General features: G+C 66.4%; 21 protein-coding genes. 11 read left to right on the plus strand and 10 right to left on the minus strand.

Features of this window, described 5'->3' with window-relative positions:
* Positions 1–24: 24 nt before the first annotated feature.
* Both ABDV78_RS07250 and ABDV78_RS07255 read left to right on the plus strand, forming a co-directional pair.
* Entirely contained in the window at positions 25–327 is a 303-nt protein-coding gene (locus ABDV78_RS07250) for a DUF1244 domain-containing protein (protein WP_343526693.1), read from the plus strand.
* Positions 328–470: 143 nt separating this feature from the next.
* The gene (locus tag ABDV78_RS07255) at positions 471–731 is read left to right on the plus strand and encodes a DUF2312 domain-containing protein (protein WP_058746354.1); all 261 of its coding nucleotides are present in this window, start codon (positions 471–473) and stop codon (positions 729–731) included.
* Positions 732–822: 91 nt separating this feature from the next.
* Here the strand turns inward: ABDV78_RS07255 and ABDV78_RS07260 are convergent, their stop codons facing one another.
* Entirely contained in the window at positions 823–2,286 is a 1,464-nt protein-coding gene (locus ABDV78_RS07260) for an ATP-binding protein (RefSeq protein WP_343526694.1), read from the minus strand.
* Positions 2,287–2,357: 71 nt separating this feature from the next.
* On the opposite strand from ABDV78_RS07260, the gene ABDV78_RS07265 reads away from it, so the two are divergent.
* The 4 genes from ABDV78_RS07265 (at position 2,358) to ruvA (ending at position 4,961) form a co-directional block, all read left to right on the plus strand.
* Complete coding sequence (locus tag ABDV78_RS07265; RefSeq protein ID WP_343526696.1) at positions 2,358–2,897, plus strand: DUF1003 domain-containing protein; 540 nt, start codon at positions 2,358–2,360, stop codon at positions 2,895–2,897.
* 27 nt (positions 2,898–2,924) lie between these two features.
* Positions 2,925–3,668, plus strand: coding sequence for a YebC/PmpR family DNA-binding transcriptional regulator (locus tag ABDV78_RS07270; RefSeq protein WP_007407072.1), 744 nt, complete (start codon positions 2,925–2,927; stop codon positions 3,666–3,668).
* A gap of 106 nt (positions 3,669–3,774) precedes the next feature.
* On the plus strand, positions 3,775–4,293 hold the full coding sequence (gene ruvC, locus ABDV78_RS07275) for a crossover junction endodeoxyribonuclease RuvC (protein ID WP_343526698.1): 519 nt from the start codon (positions 3,775–3,777) through the stop codon (positions 4,291–4,293).
* A gap of 68 nt (positions 4,294–4,361) precedes the next feature.
* Complete coding sequence (gene ruvA / locus ABDV78_RS07280; RefSeq protein ID WP_343526700.1) at positions 4,362–4,961, plus strand: Holliday junction branch migration protein RuvA; 600 nt, start codon at positions 4,362–4,364, stop codon at positions 4,959–4,961.
* A gap of 44 nt (positions 4,962–5,005) precedes the next feature.
* Here ruvA and ABDV78_RS07285 read toward each other — a convergent pair whose 3' ends face one another.
* On the minus strand, positions 5,006–5,899 hold the full coding sequence (locus tag ABDV78_RS07285; protein ID WP_343526701.1) for a 2-hydroxyacid dehydrogenase: 894 nt from the start codon (positions 5,897–5,899) through the stop codon (positions 5,006–5,008).
* A gap of 170 nt (positions 5,900–6,069) precedes the next feature.
* Between ABDV78_RS07285 and ruvB the strand changes: the two genes are divergently transcribed.
* The 3 genes from ruvB to ABDV78_RS07300 all read left to right on the plus strand — a co-directional run bounded on the left by ruvB (position 6,070) and on the right by ABDV78_RS07300 (position 9,191).
* A complete protein-coding gene (gene ruvB, locus ABDV78_RS07290; protein WP_343526702.1) occupies positions 6,070–7,095 on the plus strand; it encodes a Holliday junction branch migration DNA helicase RuvB in 1,026 nt (341 codons plus the stop codon).
* Between the two features lie 142 nt (positions 7,096–7,237).
* The gene (locus ABDV78_RS07295; protein ID WP_343526703.1) at positions 7,238–8,452 is read left to right on the plus strand and encodes a toxic anion resistance protein; all 1,215 of its coding nucleotides are present in this window, start codon (positions 7,238–7,240) and stop codon (positions 8,450–8,452) included.
* 4 nt (positions 8,453–8,456) lie between these two features.
* Entirely contained in the window at positions 8,457–9,191 is a 735-nt protein-coding gene (locus tag ABDV78_RS07300) for a hypothetical protein (protein ID WP_343526704.1), read from the plus strand.
* A 450-nt stretch (positions 9,192–9,641) separates the two neighbouring features.
* On the opposite strand, the gene ABDV78_RS07305 is transcribed toward ABDV78_RS07300, so the two are convergent.
* Positions 9,642–10,139, minus strand: coding sequence for a hypothetical protein (locus tag ABDV78_RS07305; RefSeq protein WP_343526705.1), 498 nt, complete (start codon positions 10,137–10,139; stop codon positions 9,642–9,644).
* A 163-nt stretch (positions 10,140–10,302) separates the two neighbouring features.
* On the opposite strand from ABDV78_RS07305, the gene ABDV78_RS07310 reads away from it, so the two are divergent.
* Entirely contained in the window at positions 10,303–10,674 is a 372-nt protein-coding gene (locus ABDV78_RS07310; protein WP_343526706.1) for a PRC-barrel domain-containing protein, read from the plus strand.
* A 113-nt stretch (positions 10,675–10,787) separates the two neighbouring features.
* Here the strand turns inward: ABDV78_RS07310 and uvrB are convergent, their stop codons facing one another.
* Positions 10,788–12,980 (minus strand): excinuclease ABC subunit UvrB, encoded by a 2,193-nt coding sequence (gene uvrB, locus ABDV78_RS07315; protein ID WP_343526707.1) that lies wholly within the window; start codon positions 12,978–12,980, stop codon positions 10,788–10,790.
* A gap of 83 nt (positions 12,981–13,063) precedes the next feature.
* On the opposite strand from uvrB, the gene ABDV78_RS07320 reads away from it, so the two are divergent.
* Positions 13,064–14,407: an amidohydrolase gene (locus tag ABDV78_RS07320; protein ID WP_343526708.1), complete on the plus strand. Its 1,344-nt coding sequence runs from the start codon at positions 13,064–13,066 to the stop codon at positions 14,405–14,407.
* Positions 14,408–14,573: 166 nt separating this feature from the next.
* Here the strand turns inward: ABDV78_RS07320 and ABDV78_RS07325 are convergent, their stop codons facing one another.
* The 6 genes from ABDV78_RS07325 to ABDV78_RS07350 form a co-directional block, all read right to left on the minus strand.
* The gene (locus tag ABDV78_RS07325) at positions 14,574–15,773 is read right to left on the minus strand and encodes an MBL fold metallo-hydrolase (RefSeq protein WP_343526709.1); all 1,200 of its coding nucleotides are present in this window, start codon (positions 15,771–15,773) and stop codon (positions 14,574–14,576) included.
* Between the two features lie 56 nt (positions 15,774–15,829).
* Positions 15,830–16,576 carry an SDR family oxidoreductase gene (locus tag ABDV78_RS07330; protein WP_343526710.1) on the minus strand — a complete coding sequence of 249 codons (747 nt, stop codon included), beginning with the start codon at positions 16,574–16,576 and terminating at the stop codon, positions 15,830–15,832.
* Positions 16,577–16,593: 17 nt separating this feature from the next.
* A complete protein-coding gene (locus tag ABDV78_RS07335) occupies positions 16,594–16,995 on the minus strand; it encodes a DUF4345 domain-containing protein (RefSeq protein ID WP_343526711.1) in 402 nt (133 codons plus the stop codon).
* Entirely contained in the window at positions 16,992–17,444 is a 453-nt protein-coding gene (locus ABDV78_RS07340) for a DUF2721 domain-containing protein (RefSeq protein ID WP_343526780.1), read from the minus strand. The genes ABDV78_RS07335 and ABDV78_RS07340 overlap by 4 nt, the downstream gene beginning before the upstream one ends.
* Before the next feature lie 138 nt (positions 17,445–17,582).
* Positions 17,583–17,891, minus strand: a complete 309-nt coding sequence (locus tag ABDV78_RS07345; RefSeq protein ID WP_267434056.1) for a polyhydroxyalkanoic acid system family protein — start codon at positions 17,889–17,891, stop codon at positions 17,583–17,585.
* 139 nt (positions 17,892–18,030) lie between these two features.
* Positions 18,031–19,749 carry a recombinase family protein gene (locus tag ABDV78_RS07350; protein ID WP_343526712.1) on the minus strand — a complete coding sequence of 573 codons (1,719 nt, stop codon included), beginning with the start codon at positions 19,747–19,749 and terminating at the stop codon, positions 18,031–18,033.
* Positions 19,750–19,899: the final 150 nt, after the last annotated feature.

The raw sequence follows: 19,899 nt of genomic DNA on the forward strand, positions 1-19,899 counted from the left end.
ACGATCAACCTAGGAGCGATGAATATGGCCGATACCGTGGATGCATTGAATGCAATCGATGACAAGGCGGCCGCGGCGGCCTTCCGTCGGCTGGTGCTGCATCTGCGCCACCGGACCGATGCGCAGAATGTCGATTTGATGGGGCTGGCGGGCTTTTGCCGCAACTGCCTGTCCGACTGGGTGGGCGAGGCGGCGGGCGTCGACAAGGCGACCGCGCGCGAGGCGATCTATGGCATGCCCTATGATGCGTGGAAGGCGCAGCATCAGGGCGAGGCGACGCCAGAGCAACTGGTCCGCATGGCCGAAAGCGTGAAGAAGAACCGATAACAGCCCGCTTGAGCCCGGCCTCGTTAGCGCCTAGACCCGCCCCCGATCCCGACATCCGCGCCGGACCGACCTTGCCTTAGGCGAGGGACGTGTCGTGGCGGCGGGTTCATTGGGGCGGACAGGATTTCACAAGGGTTAGAAGAATGGCGGACGAGAATTTCGACAGCAGCGGCAATGTGACGGCCGACGAGCTGCGCCTGCTGATCGAGCGGGCCGAGCGGCTGGAAGAAGAGAAGAAGGGTATTTCGGACGACATCAAGGATGTCTTCGCCGAAGCCAAGGCACGCGGCTATGACCCCAAGGCGATCAAGAAGATCATGCAGATCCGCAAGAAGAAGCGCGAGGAATATCAGGAAGAGGAAGCCATCCTCGAAGTGTATATGAAGGCGCTGGGCATGATCTGATCCCGGTTTCGGGTTCTGGCATGCGAAGGGCGGCGGGGCTTGTGGCTCCGTCGCCTTTTTTTGTTTGGGGTGGGCGGTGGAGGTGTTCCCCTCACCCCATCTCCGCCGCCTGGGTCGTCCAGCCCAGCCGGGGAATCGTGATCGAGCGCTTGCCCGTCAGGTCCGTGCGGCACACGAACAGGTCGCGGCTCTCGATATAGGCGATCAGTCGCTTCACCCGGCCCAGCGAACTGGTGCCGTAGGTCTCGGCGATCTTGGTATCCGGCGGGCAGGGCAGGCCCTCCCGCGCCGCACGCGCGACCAGCAGGAACGCCCCCAGCATGTCGTCGGGCAGCATCGCCGCCAGTGCCAGCGCCTCCTGCCAGTCGGGATCGTTGACGTCGAAAATCCCCGCCCGCGCACAGGACAGCCGCCGGGCAAAGCCGTTCAGGTCGAGCGGCGGCCGCGCCAGCCCCGCCATCCGGCACCGCACCTGGAAATCCTGGAAGAGGACCGAGGCGGGGCGGAAGGTCGATTCGGGGTCCTCGACGATCGCGCGGAGGACCTGTTCGTAGATCGCCTCGACCTCGGCCTCGTCCATTTCGGGGGCGGGCGGGGCGGCGGTGGTCGGCAAGGGCGGACGGCCTAGATCGGCCATCAGTTCCTCGGCGGGCACCCGGCGCGGGCGCGGGTCGAAGGTCATCGGCAGGGTCGGGGCTTCCTCGACCGGCGCGAAGAGCAGCTCCTGCAGGTCCGGCGGAGGCGCGTCGGGCAGGGGGGTCAGCTTGGGGCTGCCCGACCGCGCCGAGGTCTCGACCGCGCCGATCTTCACCGTGATCGGCCGCCGCGACACCGCCGGGCCCAGCGCCAGGAAGGTGCCGCGCGCCAGGTCGCGAATCGAGTCGGCCTGCCGCCGCTCCATGCCCAGCAGATCGGCGGCACGCGCCATGTCGATGTCGAGGAAGGTGCGGCCCATCAGGAAGTTGGACGCCTCCGCCGCCACGTTCTTTGCCAGCTTGGCGAGCCGCTGGGTGGCGATCACCCCCGCCAGCCCGCGCTTGCGCCCGCGACACATCAGGTTGGTCATCGCCGACAGCGAGGCGCGACGGACTTCCTCGGACACTTCGCCGCCCGTCGTGGGGGCGAACAACTGTGCTTCGTCCACCACGACCAGCGCGGGATACCAATGCTCGCGCGGAGCATCGAACAGTGCGTTGAGGAAGGTCGCGGCGCAGCGCATCTGCCCCTCGATCTCCAGCCCCTCGAGACTCAGCACCACCGAGGCGCGGTGTTCGCGGATCCGCGTGGCGAACCGCCCGACCTCACGCTCGGCATAGTCGCCCGCCTCGATCACGACATGGCCATACGCCTTGGACAGGGTGACGAAATCGCCTTCGGGGTCGATCACCACCTGTTGCACCTGGCCTGCCGATTTCTCCAGCAACCGGCGCAGCAGATGCGACTTTCCCGACCCCGAATTGCCCTGCACGAGCAGGCGGGTCGCCAGAAGCTCTTCAAGATCGATCGGCACCGACGAGCCACGCTCATCGGTTCCCATATCCACGCGTACCGTCATGACTCTGGCGTTTGGCCGATCAACGCCCCAAGGAGCAAGGCATTTGATTCTTCCATTGGAGCCCCTTGCCCATGGCCCTGTCGACTGCCGCCGAAATCGCCCGCCGGACGCTCGGCAAACCTGCGCATGAACTGGACGAGGAAGAGACGCAGGTCATCGCCGATATCGAGTCGGGCCAGCTCAGCGCGCGCGATGCGGCCGATGTCGCGGACGAAACCTCGACCCGGGGCGAGCGGCTGGCCGACCGCGTCGCGGCGGTCGGCGGCTCCTGGGGCTTCATCATCACCTTCTCGGTGATCCTGCTGGGCTGGATGCTGCTCAACTCGGACGTGCTCAGCCATTTCGGGCTGGCCTTCGACCCTTATCCCTATATCTTCCTGAACCTGATGCTCTCGACGCTCGCGGCGATTCAGGCGCCCGTCATCATGATGAGCCAGAACCGGCAGTCGGCGAAGGACCGGCTGGCCGCCAGCCTCGACTATCGCACCAATTTGCGGGCCGAGATCGACATACTTCGGCTGCATCACAAGCTGGACAATGTGGTGGTCGAACGGCTCGACGCGCTGGAGGCGAAGATCGACGGGTTGGCAAAGGCCCTTTCGCGGTCGTAGAGAGCGCGATCATCTCAAGAGGCACCGATGGCAGGCCACAGCAAATTCAAGAACATCATGCACCGCAAGGGCGCGCAGGATAAGAAGCGCTCGGCGGCATTTTCCAAGCTCTCCCGCGAAATCACCGTCGCGGCCAAGATGGGCACGCCCGACCCGGACATGAATCCGCGCCTGCGCGCCGCCGTCAACGCGGCCAAGGCGGCGTCGATGCCCAAGGACAATATCGCGCGCGCGATCGACAAGGCCTCGCGAGGCGACGGGGAGAATTACGAGGAAATCCGCTATGAGGGCTTTGGCCCCGGCGGCGTCAGCCTCATCATCGAGGCGCTGACCGACAATCGCAACCGCACCGCGACCAATGTGCGCACCGCGGTGTCGAAGAATGGCGGCAACCTCGGCACCGCCGGTTCGGTCAGCCATGGCTTCGACCGGATGGGCCTGATCAACTATCCCGCCAGCGCGGGCGATGCCGAGAAGGTGTTCGAGGCGGCGCTGGAAGCCGGTGCCGAGGACGTGACCTCGTCGGAGGACGGGCACGAGATCTGGACCGCGCAGGCCGATCTGCACGAAGTCGCCAAGGCGCTGGAGCCCGTGCTGGGCGAGGCGGAAGGCGCCAAGCTGGCCTGGCGTCCGCAGACCATGGTCGCGGTCGACGAAGCCGCGGCGGCGACGCTCTTCAAGCTGATCGACACGCTGGACGATGACGACGACGTCCAGACCGTCTGGGGCAATTACGAAGTCTCCGACGAGGTGATGGAAAAGCTCGCCTGATCCCAAATCCTCCCCAGGCCATGCCTGGGGAGGGGGACCGTCGGGCTTGGCCCGGTGGAAGGGGGGGGCGAGCAATGTCGCCAGGATCCCCTTCGAAAGACGCGAAATGACTCTTCCCCCTGCCATCATCCTCGGCCTTGATCCCGGCCTCGGCACCACCGGCTGGGGGGTGATCGCGGCGGAGGGCAACCGGCTGCGCCACGTCGCCAACGGCCAGATCAAGACCGAGCCGTCGATGGTCCTGCCGCGTCGCCTCGCGAACCTGCATGCCGCGCTCTACGACGTGATCCGCCAGCAGCAGCCCGATGGCGCGGCGGTCGAAGAGGTGCTGGGCAACAGCAACGCCCAGTCGACGCTGAAACTGGGCCAGGCGCGCGGCATCGTCCTGCTGGCGGCGGCGCAGGCGGGGCTCGTCGTCGGTGAATATCATCCCAGCATCGTCAAGAAGGCGACGGTCGGTACCGGCGGTGCGGACAAGAAACAGGTGCAGGCGATGGTCGGCCACCTGCTTCCCGGCGTGAAGCTGGCGGGACCGGATGCGGCCGACGCGCTGGCGGTGGCGATCACCCATGCGCACCATCTGGCGAGCGCGCGCGCGATGGCGCGGCGGGCTTCGGCGATTTAGGGATTGTCGTTTCACGCGACGCTGGGGAGGGGCGTGACGAAACCCCCGTTTTGTTCTAACCCGTCGCCATGATCGCGCATCTCAAGGGACGTTTGGACTCCACCGGCATCGACCATGCGGTGATCGATGTCGGTGGCGTGGGTTATCTGGTCGGTGCGTCGGCGCGCACCCTGTCCGCCATCGGGCCGGTCGGGGAGGCGGCGATGCTGCATACCGAGATGCTGGTGTCCGAGGATTCGATCCGGCTGGTCGGCTTTGCGAGCGCGGACGAGCGCGACTGGTTCCGGCTGCTGACCGGCGTGCAGGGTGTGGGGTCGCGGGTGGCGCTGGCGATCCTGTCGGCGCTGGAGCCCGCCGACCTGATGCGCGCGATCGCCAGCGGCGACAAGGCCATGGTCGCCCGCGCGAACGGCGTCGGACCGAAGCTGGCCCAGCGGATCGTCATGGAATTGAAGGACAAGGTCGGCGGCATCGTGCTGGCCCCCGGATCGGGCGGCGGCGTGGCGGCGCCCGTCGGGGCGGCTGCGGATGCGGTGTCGGCGCTGCTCAACCTGGGCTTCCGCCCGGCCGAGGCGAGCGCGGCGGTGGCGGCGGCGGAAGAGGAACTGGGGGCGAACGCATCGCTCGATGCGCTGGTTCGGCTCGCATTGCGCAAGGCGGCGAAATAGCGCGCACCGGGCGGCGCGTCGTCGAGGCCTGGGGGGGAGGGGCCCTAACCCAGCAATCCCGGCACCGGCCGCCCCGCGAAATGCGCCTCCAGATTGGCGACGACCATCTCCGCCATCGCGGTCCGCCCCTCGCGGGTGGCGCTGCCCTGATGCGGGGCGAGCACGACATGGTTCATCCGGCGCAGCGCGTAAGGCACGTCGGGCTCTTCGGCGAACACGTCCAGCCCCGCGCCCGCGATCCGATGGGCCTCCAGCGCGGCGATCAGCGCATCCTCATCGACCAGGCTGCCCCGCGCGATGTTGACCAGAACACCCTCCGATCCCAGCCGGTCCAGTATATCCGCATTCACCAGCCCACGCGTCTCGGCCCCGCCCGGCGCGGCGAGGAACAGCACGTCGCATTCCTCCGCCAGCCTCGCCAGATCGGGGACAAAGCGCCAGCCCACCGGCTTGGGCGCTCGCGCGGTGTACAGAATCTCCCCGCCAAATGGTTCGGCCCGTCGCGCGATCGCCTGCCCGATCCGACCGAGCCCGAAAATCCCGATGCGCCGCCCGCTCGCCCGGCGACCCAGCGGCACGGTCCAGTTGCCCATCCGCATCGCCCGGTCGTTCGCGGCCACGCGCCGCTCGACCGCCAGCCACAGGGCGATCGCCTGATCGGCGACATCATCGGTCAGGATGTCGGGGGTGATCGCAATGCGGATGCCGCGCGCGGCGACGGCGTCGCGGTCGATCCCGTCATGGCCGACACCGTGCACCGCGATGATCTCCAACTCGGGCAGCCGGTCGAGCAGCGCGGCATCGACCGTCATCATCCCCCCGCCGACGATCGCGCGGGTGGTCGGCGGCGGTGTGTCCCGGTGCAGCGTGAATCGTTGGGCGAGCGCGATATCCAGCGCGGGGGGAATGGCGGTGGCCAGAAAGACATCGTGCGACATATACGCCCTATTACCGCGATTTTTCCTCCGAGTCCGCTACCCCGGTTAACATCGCGCGCGGGGCGGCTGTCCCTGGCACGCATCCGCTGCTATGTTCGCGCAATGTTCGCCCGTATCACCCCGAACCCGAAACTCGACAGCCGCCTCGCCCAGCCGCTAGGGCTCGTCGCGTGACCGACCAAGACCGCCTTTTGTCCGCCAGCCGCCGCCCCGAGGATGTGGATGCCGCGCTTCGTCCCAAGAGCCTGGACGAATTTGTCGGGCAGCAGGCGGCGCGCGACAATCTGCGCGTCTTCATCCAGGCGGCGCGCGGGCGCGGCGATGCGCTGGACCATGTGCTGTTCTTCGGCCCGCCGGGGCTGGGCAAGACGACGCTGGCGCAGATCATCGCGCGCGAAATGGGGGTGGGCTTTCGCGCGACCTCCGGCCCGGTCATCGCCAAGTCGGGCGACCTGGCCGCGCTGCTGACCAATTTGGAGGACGGCGACGTCCTGTTCATCGACGAGATCCACCGCCTGCAACCGGCGGTCGAGGAAGTCCTGTACCCGGCGATGGAGGACCGCGTCCTCGACCTGATGATCGGCGAGGGGCCGTCCGCCCGGTCGGTGCGGATCGACCTGCCGCGCTTCACGCTGGTCGGCGCGACGACGCGGCAGGGGTTGCTGACCACGCCGCTTCGCGATCGCTTCGGCATTCCGGTGCGCCTGCAATTCTACACGGTCGAGGAACTGACCCGCGTGGTGACGCGCGCCGCGCGCCTGCTCGACCTGCCCATTGCCGAGGACGGCGCGATCGAGGTGGCGCGGCGTTCGCGCGGCACGCCGCGTATCGCCGGGCGGTTGTTGCGCCGCGTGCGCGACTTCGCCAGCGTGGCGGGGCATGAGATCGTGAACGCCGCCGCCGCCGACCAGGCGCTCAACCGGCTGGAGGTCGATGCGCTGGGCCTGGACGCGATGGACCGGCGCTATCTGACGATGATCGCGGACGTCTATCGTGGTGGCCCTGTGGGCGTGGAAACGCTCGCCGCGGGCCTTTCCGAGCCGCGCGACACGATCGAGGAGGTGATCGAGCCCTATCTGATCCAGCTCGGCCTGCTCGCCCGCACCGCGCGGGGGCGGATCCTGAACGGGGGCGGGTGGAAGCATCTGGGGCTGAATCCGCCGGCGGGCTCGCAGGACGGGCTGTTCGACGGATAGGCGCGGCGTGCCCCATGAGCCGTCCTGCCCGAGCGAAGGATGGGCATCGCGACCATGCGAGGCATAGTATTATCCCTATAATACACTTGAACCGCCGCGCCATCCCCTCCACACTAGGGCCAAGGCATTTGGAGACTATGGAATGGCCACGACCGTCGAGACTGTGACCGGGGAAAAGGGGCTGACTCTGACGCCGCCCGATCCCGTGCCCACGGTCGCGCCCGCCCAGGCCGCCGGGCTGGTTCCCGTCGACGACAAGACGCGGACGCAACTTGAGCAGAAGGTCGACGGCTTCGTCGCCGAACTGATCGCGCAGGACGTCAACAGCCCCGAATTCGGCCGCCGCGTCGATGCGATCACCGCGATGGGCCAGAAGGAAATCCGCGAGGCCGCCAGCCAGTCCAACCGCTTCCTCGATCGCCCGGTCAAGGCGATGGACGGCGAGACGGGCGTGGGCAAGGACCTGACCGAGCTGCGCCGTGTGGTCGAAAGCCTCGATCCCGGCAAGCAGGGCAATCTGTCCGCGCCGCGCAAGTTGCTGGGCATCATCCCCTTCGGCAACAAGATGCGCGACTATTTCGACGGCTATCGCTCGTCGCAGACGCATATCGCCGCGATCCTGAAGAGCCTGTCCTCGGGCCGCGACGAACTGCTGATGGACAATGCCGCGATCGATACCGAGCGGGCGAACCTCTGGACCGCGATGGGGCGGCTGGAGCAGATGATCCATCTGTCCAAGACGATGGACGCCAAGCTGGAGGATACGGCGAACGAGCTGGATCACACCGATCCCGCCAAGGCCAAGGCGATCCGCGAGACCGCGCTCTTCTACACCCGCCAGCGGACGCAGGACCTGCTGACCCAGATGGCGGTCACGGTGCAGGGCTATCTGGCGCTCGATCTGGTCAAGAAGAACAATGTCGAGCTGGTGAAGGGCGTCGACCGCGCCTCCACCACCACCGTCTCGGCGCTGCGCACCGCCGTCACCGTCGCGCAGGCGCTGGCGAACCAGAAACTGGTGCTCGACCAGATCACCGCGCTCAACACCACCACCGCCAACATCATCGATTCGACCGGCAAGCTGCTCCGCAGCCAGACCGCGCAGATTCACGAACAGGCGGCCGCATCGACCATCCCGCTGGAGACGCTGCAACGCGCCTTCCAGAATATCTACGACACGATGGATGCGATCGACACCTTCAAGCTGAAGGCGCTGGATTCGATGAAGACCACGGTCACGACGCTGGGCAACGAGGTCGAGAAGTCGAAGGGCTATATCGCCCGTGCCGAGGGGGCGCAGAATCCGCAACTGACGAACGCGGCCTCCTCTTCGTCGTTCAAGCTGGAGGCATTGTAAGCCAGTGAGCACCCCCCGCTCGAACGAGGTCGATGCCCAGATCGAGCGTGCGCGCGAAGTGATGGCGCGCATCTCGCAGGATTATCGCGGGACCGCGCAACAGACGGTCAAGCGGGTCCGCCGACGGGCTCGCTCGGCGTTGCAGCGCGTGATCCTGATCGCCATCGCCAATGCCGTCATCCTGATCGCGGCGATGGTGACGGGCCTGATCCTGCCGGGCGGGATCGGCATTTTCGGCGCGCTGGCGGCGATGATGCTGATGATCGCGGTGACATTGGCCATTGCACTGGCCCCGGCCGCGCGTGCACCCAGTCCTGCCAAGCTGGCGCAGGTGGATATCAAGGCGCTGCCCGCGCAGACCGAACGCTGGCTGGAGGCGCAGCGCCCGCTGCTGCCCGCGCCCGCTGTGCAACTGGTCGACCGGATCGGCCAGCGGCTCGACACGCTGTCGCCGCAGCTTGCCGGCGTCGACAACGACACCGCCGAAGCGATGGAGGTCCGTCGCCTGATCGGCGAGCAGCTCCCCGCTTTCCTGCGCGACTATGAACGCGTGCCCGAACCGCTACGCCGGGTCGAGCGCAACGGCCGGACGCCCGACGCGCAGCTGGTCGATGGCCTCAAGCTGATCGAACAGGAGATCGGCGACATGACCCAGCGTCTGGCGCAAGCCGATCTCGACAGCCTGTCGACGCGCGGGCGCTTCCTGGAAATGAAATATCGCGAGGAAAAGGCGGATTGATCCGTCATCCCGGCACAGGTCGGGATGCTCGATCGCCGAAATAGTCGCTGAGGGCCACGGCTTCTGCCATGCCCAGAAATGAAAAGAGGCTGCCGGGGCGTCATCGCGACGACCCGGCAACCCCTAAACATGGTCAGCGGCCGGAGAGCTCCAGCCCGGGAGACCATGCGGGCCTCAGAACATCAGGCACGGCCGTTGATTGGGGGAGGATACCCCCCGCACCGCGCCTATCGATGTCAGAAGCCAGTCCCCCGAACGAACTGAACCGACCCCATTGCTGAACCATGAGACATCGGATCACCTCCTTTCGCTAGTGGATAGCCAACGCGCCCTTTCAAAGTGCGCAAATGCAATGTGCGTAGTCATCGCGCGATAAACAAGACTTGTAATGCAATCGACTTTGGCCGAACATCTTGCGCCCGCCGGATCGGCCCGGTCCGGCATTTCCGATCAGCCCCGACAATCCTCGATCACCCGTCCGATCTCGGCATAGGCGGGGATGACGAGTGGCACCTGGCCGGTCTGCTCCATGGTGAAGCGCCCTCGGCTGAACGCCATCGCGTCGAGCAGCGGGTCGGCGGCGGGCAGCAGCATCTCCGCCCCCGTGGCAACCGCGCGGGCGGTCAGGTTGCGTGTCGTGCTGGAGGTCCGAATCGTCACCGTGCCCGCGGCCGAGGCTGGACGATCGAGATGGATCTGGCGCAGGCGAGGATCGCAACGCAGCGACAGCCGGGTCGCGTCCACCGTGCCGAAGACCGCGACCGAGCCCTGTGCGGTTCGCTGATAACGCCAGTCGCCCGGCGTCAGCGGCCAGTCGCGCCAGTCCGCCCCCGTCACCGGGCGCGGCGCGGGCGGGGCGGGGCGATGGACCTGGCGTGGCACGGACGGCGGCGCTTCGGGACGCGGCGTGGCGGGAATACAGCCCGACAGAGCAAGAGCACCGATCATGGCCGGAGCAAGGGAAGCAAGGGACGGTCGACGCATCACCCTAAGCCTATGGGGAAGGGGGGCTTCCGGCTCAACCCCGTGGTGCGACGGGGCGTGCCGATGCAGCGGGCATCGGAACCGCATCTCGGCCTGACGGGTTCATCTGACCAAATGGAGGTTAAGCATGGCCGATCACGATACGCCGACCCTGATCCTGGTTCAGTCCAATGTTTCGGGCCATTTGAAGCTGGAGAGCCGCGATGGCGACGCGATCGGCGGCGTCCATGCCTTCATGGTGCATAAGCGTTCGGGCCGCGTTACCCATGCGGTGCTGGCGCTGGGCGGATTCCTGGGCATGGGCAAGAGCTTCTATCCCGTGCCGTTCAGCCTGCTTCAGTTCGATCCAGTCGGGGATCAATATGTCATCACCGTCGATCGTCGCCTGCTGGAGGGCGGGCCGAGCTGGGCCAACAATGCGCCGGTCTTCGATCAGGCTTATGCCGACCGGGTCGCGGGTTATTATGGCGTGACGACGGAGAATCTCGACCTCGGCTGACGCCCGTCATCCCGTCCCGGCGCAGGCCGGAATCTCTGGCGGCTCAAACCCCTGTGTCGCCAAAGGCCCCAGCCTTCGCTGGGGCCGCGTCTCGGGCGGGAAAGGGCTGCTCCTCAGTTCGCCTTGCGTCCGCTCGCGAACTTTTTACTCTTCCCGAACCGCGTCTTGCGCGTGCCCGGCTTGCCCTCGTTGGAGCGGCCCATGATCGGGGCCTTCTGCTCATGCACGGGCAGGCCGAGTTCCTCATTTTCCAGCTGCCGGATCTCGTCGCGCAACCGGCCCGCTTCCTCGAATTCGAGATCGGCGGCGGCCTTGCGCATCTTCTTTTCGAGTTCCTCGATATAGGCGCGCAAGTTATGGCCGACCATGTGCGGACGGGCTTCGTCGATCGGCACCGTCACCTGATCGCCCGATGCAACATGGGCGATGATGTCGCCGATCTGGCGGCGGATCGTCTGCGGTGTGATGCCGTGTTCGGTGTTATACGCCATCTGCTTCTCGCGACGCCGTGACGTCTCCGACATGGCGCGTTCCATCGATCCGGTGATCCGGTCTGCATAGAGGATCACCCGGCCATCGACGTTGCGCGCCGCGCGCCCGATCGTCTGGATCAGCGAGGTCTCGGAGCGCAGAAAGCCCTCCTTGTCCGCGTCGAGGATCGCGACCAGCCCGCATTCGGGAATATCCAACCCCTCGCGCAGCAGGTTGATGCCGATCAGCACGTCATAGACGCCCAGCCGCAGGTCGCGGATCAGTTCGATACGCTCCAGCGTCTCGACGTCGGAGTGCATGTAGCGGACCTTGATCCCTGCCTCGTGCATATATTCGGTCAAATCCTCCGCCATCCGCTTGGTCAGCGTGGTGACGAGGGTGCGATAGCCGAGTTCGGTCGTCTTGCGCGCCTCGATGATCAGGTCCTGGACTTGTTCCTCGACCGGCTTGATCTCGACCGGCGGATCGATCAGCCCCGTCGGGCGGATGACCTGTTCGACGAAGACGCCGCCGGTCTGCTCCATTTCCCAATTGCCGGGGGTGGCCGAGACGCTGACCGTCTGCGGGCGCATCGCGTCCCATTCGTTGAAGCGCAGCGGCCGGTTATCGATCGCGGAGGGCAGGCGGAAGCCGTACTCGGCCAGCGTGATCTTGCGCCGATGATCGCCGCGCGACATGCCGTTGATCTGGCCGATCGTGACATGGCTCTCGTCGACGAACAGCACCGCATTCTCGGGGAGATACTCGAACAGGGTGGGCGGCGGCTCGCCGGGCAGGCGGCCGGTCAGGAAGCGGCTATAATTCTCGATGCCGTTGCAACTGCCGGTGGCGGCGATCATCTCCAAGTCGAAATTGGTGCGCTGCTCCAACCGCTGGCGTTCCAGCAATTTGCCCTCCGCCTCCAGCTCCTTCAGCCGCTCGGTCAGCTCGAACTTGATCGCCTCGACCGCCTGTTTCATCGTCGGGCCGGGGGTCACATAGTGGCTGTTGGCGTAGATGCGCACCGAGTTGAGGCTGGCGACTTTCTTGCCGGTCAGCGGATCGAACTCGACAATCTCCTCGATCTCGTCGCCGAAGAAGGACACGCGCCACGCCGAATCCTCATAGTGCGACGGGAAGATTTCCAGATTGTCGCCCTTCACCCGGAAATTACCGCGCATGAAGGCGGCGTCGTTGCGCTTGTACTGGAGCGCGACGAGCTTGCGGATGATCTCGCGCTGGTCGACGCTCTGACCCTTTTTCAGGTCGAAGATCATCGCCGAATAGGTTTCGACCGACCCGATACCGTAGAGGCAGGATACCGAGGCGACGATGATGACGTCGTCCCGCTCCAGCAGCGCACGCGTCGCCGAATGGCGCATCCGGTCGATCGACTCGTTGATCGAGCTTTCCTTCTCAATATATGTGTCCGACCGGGGCACATAGGCCTCGGGCTGGTAATAGTCGTAATAGCTGACGAAATATTCGACCGCGTTGTTGGGGAAGAAGCTCTTGAACTCCCCGTACAACTGCGCGGCAAGAATCTTGTTGGGCGCGAGGATCAGCGCGGGCCGCTGCAATTCCTCGATGACCTTGGCCATGGTGAAGGTCTTGCCCGATCCGGTGACGCCCAGCAGCACCTGGTCCTTGTCGCCCGCGCGCGCCGCCGCGGTCAGTTCGCGGATCGCGGCGGGCTGATCGCCGCTGGCGGTGTAATCCGTGACCAGTTCGAAGCGCTTGCCCCCTTCGGCCTTTTCGGGCCGCGACGGGCGGTGGGGGACGAAGCTGACCCCGGTTTCGGGCTCGTCTAGGGTGGTGCGGATCTGAATCGCCATGGGGATGAATATGGGTATCTGTTCCCGTTTCGTCACCCGTCGATCTGGGTTAGCATCGCGGAAAAACAGCAAAAGGGGAATTCATGCGCCACGTCATCGCCATCGCCCTGTTGTCGGCTTCGCTGCTGTCCGCCACGCCCGCGCTTGCCGAGCCGGATTATGCCGCCGCCGTGAAGGCGGATTACGACCGCGACCTGGGGCGCTTGTGGGACTGGTTCCACCGCAACCCCGAGCTGTCCTTCCGCGAGGTGAAGACCAGCGCGCGCATGGCCGCCGAACTGCGCGCGGTGCCGGGCATGGTCGTGACCGAGAAGGTCGGCGGGACCGGCGTGGTCGGGGTGCTGAAGAACGGGCCGGGGCCGGTCGTCCTGCTGCGCGCCGACATGGATGGCCTGCCGGTCGAGGAGAAGTCGGGGCTCGCCAATGCCTCGACCGTGCGGCAGGTGGGTGTGGACGGCGTGGAGGCGCCGGTGATGCATGCCTGTGGCCATGACACGCACATCACCGCGATGGTGGCGACTGCGCGTCGGCTGGCGGCGCTCAAGGATCGTTGGCGGGGTACGGTGGTCTTCATCGTCCAGCCCGCCGAGGAGCGCGTCGGGGGCGCCAAGGCGATGGTGGCGGACGGGCTCTATAGCCGTTTCCCCAAGCCCGATTACGCCGTCGCCTTCCATGTCGATGCCGAGCGCGCGGCGGGCACGGTGTCGGCGTCGGAGGGCATTCAATATTCCTCCTCCGATTCGGTCGACATCACCGTGCCGGGGATCGGCGCGCATGGGGCGAGCCCGCATATGGGCAAGGACCCGGTCTATATGGCATCGCAACTGGTCGTCGCGCTCCAGGGGCTGATCAGCCGCGAGCAGCAGCCGCTGAAGCCCGGCGTCATCACGGTCGGCTCCTTCCATGCGGGGCTCAAGCACAACATCATCTCGGACGAGGCGAAGCTGCAGGTGACGGTGCGCGCCAATGACGAGGTGGAGCGTGCGCGGTTGCTCGCGGGGATCGAGCGGGTCGCGCGCGGCATCGGCGAATTGAACGGGATGCCCGAGGACAAGATGCCGGTGGTGACGGTGACGGAAGGAACGCCGACCACGATCAACGACGCCGCGCTGGCCAAAAGGCTGAACGCGGTGATGGCGGCGACCTTCGGCGCCGATCATGTCACGCCCTTCGAGCAGAAGGGGATGGGCGCGGAGGATTTCGCCTATCTGGTCCAGCCGGACAGCGGCGTGCGCGGCTATTATCTGTCGGTCGGCGGCACGCCTGCCGAAGCGCTGGCGGCGGCGAAGGCGGGCGGACCGGCCATCGCCTCGCACCACTCCCCCCAGTTCAAGATCGCGCCCGAGCCGTCGATCGTGACCGGGGCGGTGGCGACGACGGCGGCGATCCTCGACCTGCTCAAACCGGGGGCGGTGGCGGCGCTGTGAGGGCACGGGCGTCGACGGCTGCACGACGAGGATAATAAGAGGTCGATCCAGACCCTGGCCCCTCCCCTTCAGGGGAGGGGTTGGGGTGGGGCTTCTCCACAGGCTCCACGGTTCGCGGCAACGCCCTACCCCTGAAGGGGAGGGGGGAAGTTACGGTCAAATCGCTTTAGCGCAGCGCCCGAACCCGTGGTGTATTCAGGCATTTGCGCATCTCCTCATCGCTGGTCTGCCGGGGAAGCGCGACGACGGGGGGCGGAGGTTCAACGACGGGTCCGATCGTCACCGGCTCGCCCAAGCCGACCGCGGAGAATCGTGCGCCGGGCCGCGACGCCCCTGACCAAGAGCACCGCATCGCCGCATCCAGCAGCTTGGGTGGCGTATCATACGCCTCATAGGACAGGCGGAAGGTGCCCCAGTGGATGGGGATCGCGGTCGACGCGCCCAGTCGCTCGAAAATCTGCGCGGCTTGCGGCGGCCCGACATGGCTCCCCGCCGCCATCTGGCCGGGCACGAAACGGAACGCGCCGATCGGCAGCAGGGCGAGGCGGACTGGCCCCAGCTTCGCGGCTTCCTCGGGCCAGCGGCCATCTCCCATCCCGGTATCGCCCGCGAAGAAGATATTGCCACCGGGCAGCTTCACCACGAAGCTGGACCACAAGGCCCGGTTGCGGTCGGCGAACCAGCGGCTGCCCCAATGATGGTTGCGGGTTACGACCACCGACACGCCCGGCCGGATGATCCTCTCGCGCCCCCAGTCGAGCGCGGTGGCGGGCACGCCGACCTGTCCGATCACGCTGTCATTGCCCAGGCTGGTGACCACCAGCGGCCGGTCGCGCCGCCACAAGCTTTTCAGCGTCTGCTGATCGAGATGATCATAATGATTGTGGCTGATCAGGATCAGGTCGATCCGGGGCAGGTCGTCAAACGCCACGCCGGGCTTCGCCACCCGCTTGGGACCGAAGCCGAACGGCCCGGCGCGCTCGGCATAGATGGGGTCGGTCAGGATGTTGAGCCCCTGGGTCTGCACCAGCACGGTCGCATGGCCGATCCAGGTCGCGACCATGCGCTGCCCCTCGACCCGCGCCTCGGGCCGGGTCTGGCGGACGGCCACCGTCTCGGGCCAGGCCGGGCGGCCGTCATCACCGGTCAATTGCCGCCAGAGGAAGCCGCCCCGGCTGCCCCGCATCGGCATGCGCAGCGTGTCGGCGTCGCCGTCCGGGTTGAAGAAGCGCGCGCCATCATAATGGCCGCTCTCCGGTCCCTCATAATAGAGCCGGTCGAGATAATGCGGCACGATCGTCGCGGCGAGGCCGATCAGGATGAGGATCAGCGCCAGTCCCTTGGCGATCCGGCGCAGGGCGCTCATGCCCCTCCCGCTCATGCCCCTCCCACTCATGCCCCTCCCACTCATGCCCCTCCCACTCATGCCATGGTGAGTCCGCCGTCGACCCGATATTCGGAGCCGGTGACATAGGCGGCATCGTCGGACAGCAGGAAACAGGCAACGCCCGCGACATCCTCCGGCCTGCCCAGACGACCGAGCGGCACCGCTTTCGACACCTTGGCCTTATAGTCGCCGAGTTCGGCGTCGCTCATCCCGCCGCGTGTGTGGAACCGGGTTTCGGTCGCGCCGGGGGCGACGACGTTGACGCGAATCCCGCGCGGCGCGAACTGGGTGGCGAGGCTGCGTGCGGCCTGTCGCACGGCGGATTTGCTGGCGGCATAGACCAGCGCATCGGCGCGACCGCCGCCGACCGTGCCCGATCCGATCAGCAGGAACGCGGACCCGTCCTTCATCAACGGACCCAGCGCCTGCGCCTGGAGCAGCGGCGCACGGACATTCAGGTCGAAATGTTCGTCGAACGCGCCCGCATCGATCGCGTCCAGCGTGGCGAAGCGGCCGATCCCGGCATTGAGGAAGGCGCCGTCCAGCCCCTTTGGCGCGAAGTCGCGTACCGCGTCGACCAGCAGCCCGGTCGCGGCGGGATCGGCGGCGTCATGGGTGAGGATCGTCGCGCCGGGCAGGGCTTTGGTCGCCTCGGCGATATGGTCGGGGCTGCGGCCCGTGACGAGCACGCGCCCACCCTCGGCGATCAGGCGCGCCGCGGTGGCCAGGCCGATCCCGGAGCTGCCGCCGGTGACGAGGAAGGACCGGTCGGTGAAACGCATCGCGGAAACTCCTGAAATCAAAGGCCATGTCGCGCAACGCGCGCCTGCCAGAGCATAAGGAGCGGAACGACGCCCAGTTCCATCGCGAGCCCCAGCCGATGCCCCATCGACGGTGCGCCGACCATCGCCCAGGACAGCGCCCGTGCTGCGCCGCCCGCGATCACCAGCGCGCCGAGCAGCCGGAACCGCGCGCCCTTGCGCTCTATTCCGGGAATGCAGGTCGCAAAGGCCAGCCCCAGTCCCAGGAAAATGCCCGAGACATAGCGGAACTGGCTGTCCAGGTCGGTGGGAATGGAGGGCGCATGGCCCAGCCAGCCCGGCCCGGCCGCGACGCTGATCCCCCCGATCGACAGAGGCACCAGGCAGGCGATGGCGACGACCAGTTGCAGCGCCCGGCGCTCGACCGGAATGCCGGTCAATCCAGGATTTCCTTGCGGACATGGATCGCGCGCAGCGAGATGCGCACCTCGATCATGAAGGCGACCAGGCACAGGATCAGCAGGGTCACCGCCACGATGAAGGCCAGCGCGATCCAGGTGCCGATATGGAATTTGCCGAGATTGGCGATGAACAGCACCGCGATGACGATGCAGGCCATGACCGCGCTCGACACCGCCAGGAACAGCGCGGCGTTGATGATCGACATGCGCCGGTCGAGCAGCCGCAGTTCCCATTTGTGGCGCATCCGCTCGGGGCCGTCATCGATCTTGTGGATCATCATCTCCAGCCCGCGTGCGCGGTCGATGACCCGCGCCAGCCGCCCGGCCAGCACGTTCAGCAACTGCCCGATCGCCGCGAGCATGAAGACGGGCGCCAGCGACAATTGGATGGTCTGGGCGATGGTGGTGACGGCGGGCAATGTGGGCATGGTGCCGAAATGGTGGCCTGTCGGGTCGCGCCGGGCAAGCGGGAAGTGCGGCCAGGCGCGAGGCTGTGCGCGCATCGGGTCCGGGCCGAACCCCCTTCGACGATGATGTCGGCTTCCCGCTTGCTGGGCCGATAGGGCTTATGCCTTGGCCAGCATCTTCTCGGCGCTGGTCTTCACGAATTCGCCGATGGGGCCGGCCATCATCGACAGCATCATCGGAATGGCGACCGTCCCGCTGATCGCGCGGTCGGCGATGTTCATATCGGCCTTCACCGTCTGTCCCATGGCGATGATGGTCAGCATCAGCCGGTCGTCGGCGGGCCATTCGGACGTGACCTGTCCGCCGCCGGGAATCTTGGCTTCCAGCTTGGGCAGGCCCTGTTCGATGCGGCGGCGTGCCTCGGCATGACCCAGTTCATGGGGGATGTCGAAATTGACCGATGCCATGATATTGATCCTGATTGTCCGGCGAACGGGTGGGAGTGACGGCGATTGACGTTTGCGTCAAGCGGCGCAGGGACGGTTACTTATCCAGATATGGCGTCGTGCGACGAAAGGAACGGGCACGGGAATCGAACCCGCATATTCAGCTTGGTAGGCTGCTGCACTCGCAATGGGGGATTTTTGGAGCGGGTAAAGCGAACTGGCCACCAGAGTACAATCCCGTCGCGGCATCGCCTTCCGGGCGCAAGTCCATGGCGTCGGCCTGCGGGAGGCTCCCGCCAGTGGCTAGGTTGATGATCGAGGCCAATCGCCCTTCCACTTCGATAAGCACCCCACGGCCGCCCGGCGCGGGGGTTAGAATGATTCGGTCTATCAGTGCGCGAAGCGCGGGGATCGTCGCTTCCTTGGCGGCCGGGTCTTTCAGTGCGGTGTGCAGCTGCTCGACCTCGCGGCGATAGTCCGCCGCGACGGTCGGGTGCAGCGCGATCACCGGCAGGGCCTCGACCGCTGCTAGGGCCGCTCGGGCGGCGGCTCCGTCCTGTCGCGCCTGCGAAAGCGCGTCTTTCACTTCCGAGAACTCGCCCGCGCCGTTCGCGATGGCGCTGACCAAGCGGGCCACCTTCCGGTCGGCTTCCTCGATTGCGCGTTGAAAGCGGGCGGTGTCGCGACGGTTTTCGGTGGCACGGCGGGCATATTCGTCGTGATATTCCTTTACGAATATGGCGACGATTTCCGGGTCCAACAGCTTGGACTTGAGCCCGGCCAAGACGCGATCCTCATAGCGCTTGGTCGATATGGTCGCGGTGTTGCTGCACCCCAAATCGAACCGATTGGTTTTGCATCCCCACCGTTCGCCGCTGACCACATTCCACGACCCGCCACAAACGCCGCACTTGCCCAGCCCCGACAGCATCCGCTTTTTCCTTACGCGGCTATGGAGCGGCTTGGCCGCCGTGTGGTCGAATCGGCTTCGGGTGGCATCCCAATCCTCTTGCGCGATAATGCGGAGGTGGGGAACCTCTTCGGTGATCCACTCGGAGGCGGGGTTGACGCGGATTGCGACCTTGCGCGTGGCCGGGTTGACCACCTTACTGGTGCGATTGTGTATCAGGCGGCCGATATAGAGTTCGTTCCGAAGGATGCCGTTGCCGCGCGGGCCGTCGCCGTTGATCGTGGACATGCGCCAGATGTTGCCGCGTGGGCCGGGGATGCCTTCGCTGTTCAATATGCCCGAAATCGCCCTGGCGCTCTGTCCCTCGACAAACAGGCGAAAGATACGGCGGACGACTTCGGCCTGTTCCGGGTCGATTTCGCGCAGGCCCCGCACGGGGCGGCCGCTGGCGTCGATCCGGTTGGCGGTGCGATAGCCATAGGCCAGCCCGGCCGGGGAGCGGCCGGACGCGATCGTCCCTTTCTGGCCGCGCTTGATTTTCGCGCCCAGCTCCTTGCGGAACTGCGCATCCATGAGCCCTTTGAAGGTGCCCGAAATGTCGTTCACCTCGCCGTCCGACAGCGTGAACAGTCGGGCGCGAGCGAAATTCAACCGTTCCCGAATGGCGAAGCTGTCGCCTTGGTGGCGGGCGATGCGGTCGGTGGATTCGGCGAGTACCTGGTCGATGCCGCCAGCCTCGACCCGCGCCAGCATGGCCGCCAGTCCGGGGCGCTGGGCTTCGGTGATCCCGGCCGCGCCGCTGATCGCGTAATCGGTGAAAATGTCGAGGATGGTCCAGCCTTCGCGCTCGCATCGTTCGCGACAGACGGCAATCTGATCCTCGATCGAGCGGCTATTTTGAAGGTGGCTGGAGAACCGGGCGTATATGACGGTCCGCACTGTCGTTGTTCCTCTGTCGCGCCCGTTCAATGTCGCGGGCGGCGGCCTGTCTGGCGAGTGCTTTGACGAACTCGACTAGGGCCGGATCGTGATCCTTCCCCGAATCGCGAGTAATGCGCGAAGGGGCGTTCATATTGGCTCAAATCCATGCTGGATGCGAAGGGCCGTAAAGCTGATCGC

The organism is Sphingomonas sp., from assembly GCF_039594485.1.
Classification (GTDB): Bacteria; Pseudomonadota; Alphaproteobacteria; order Sphingomonadales; family Sphingomonadaceae; genus Sphingomonas.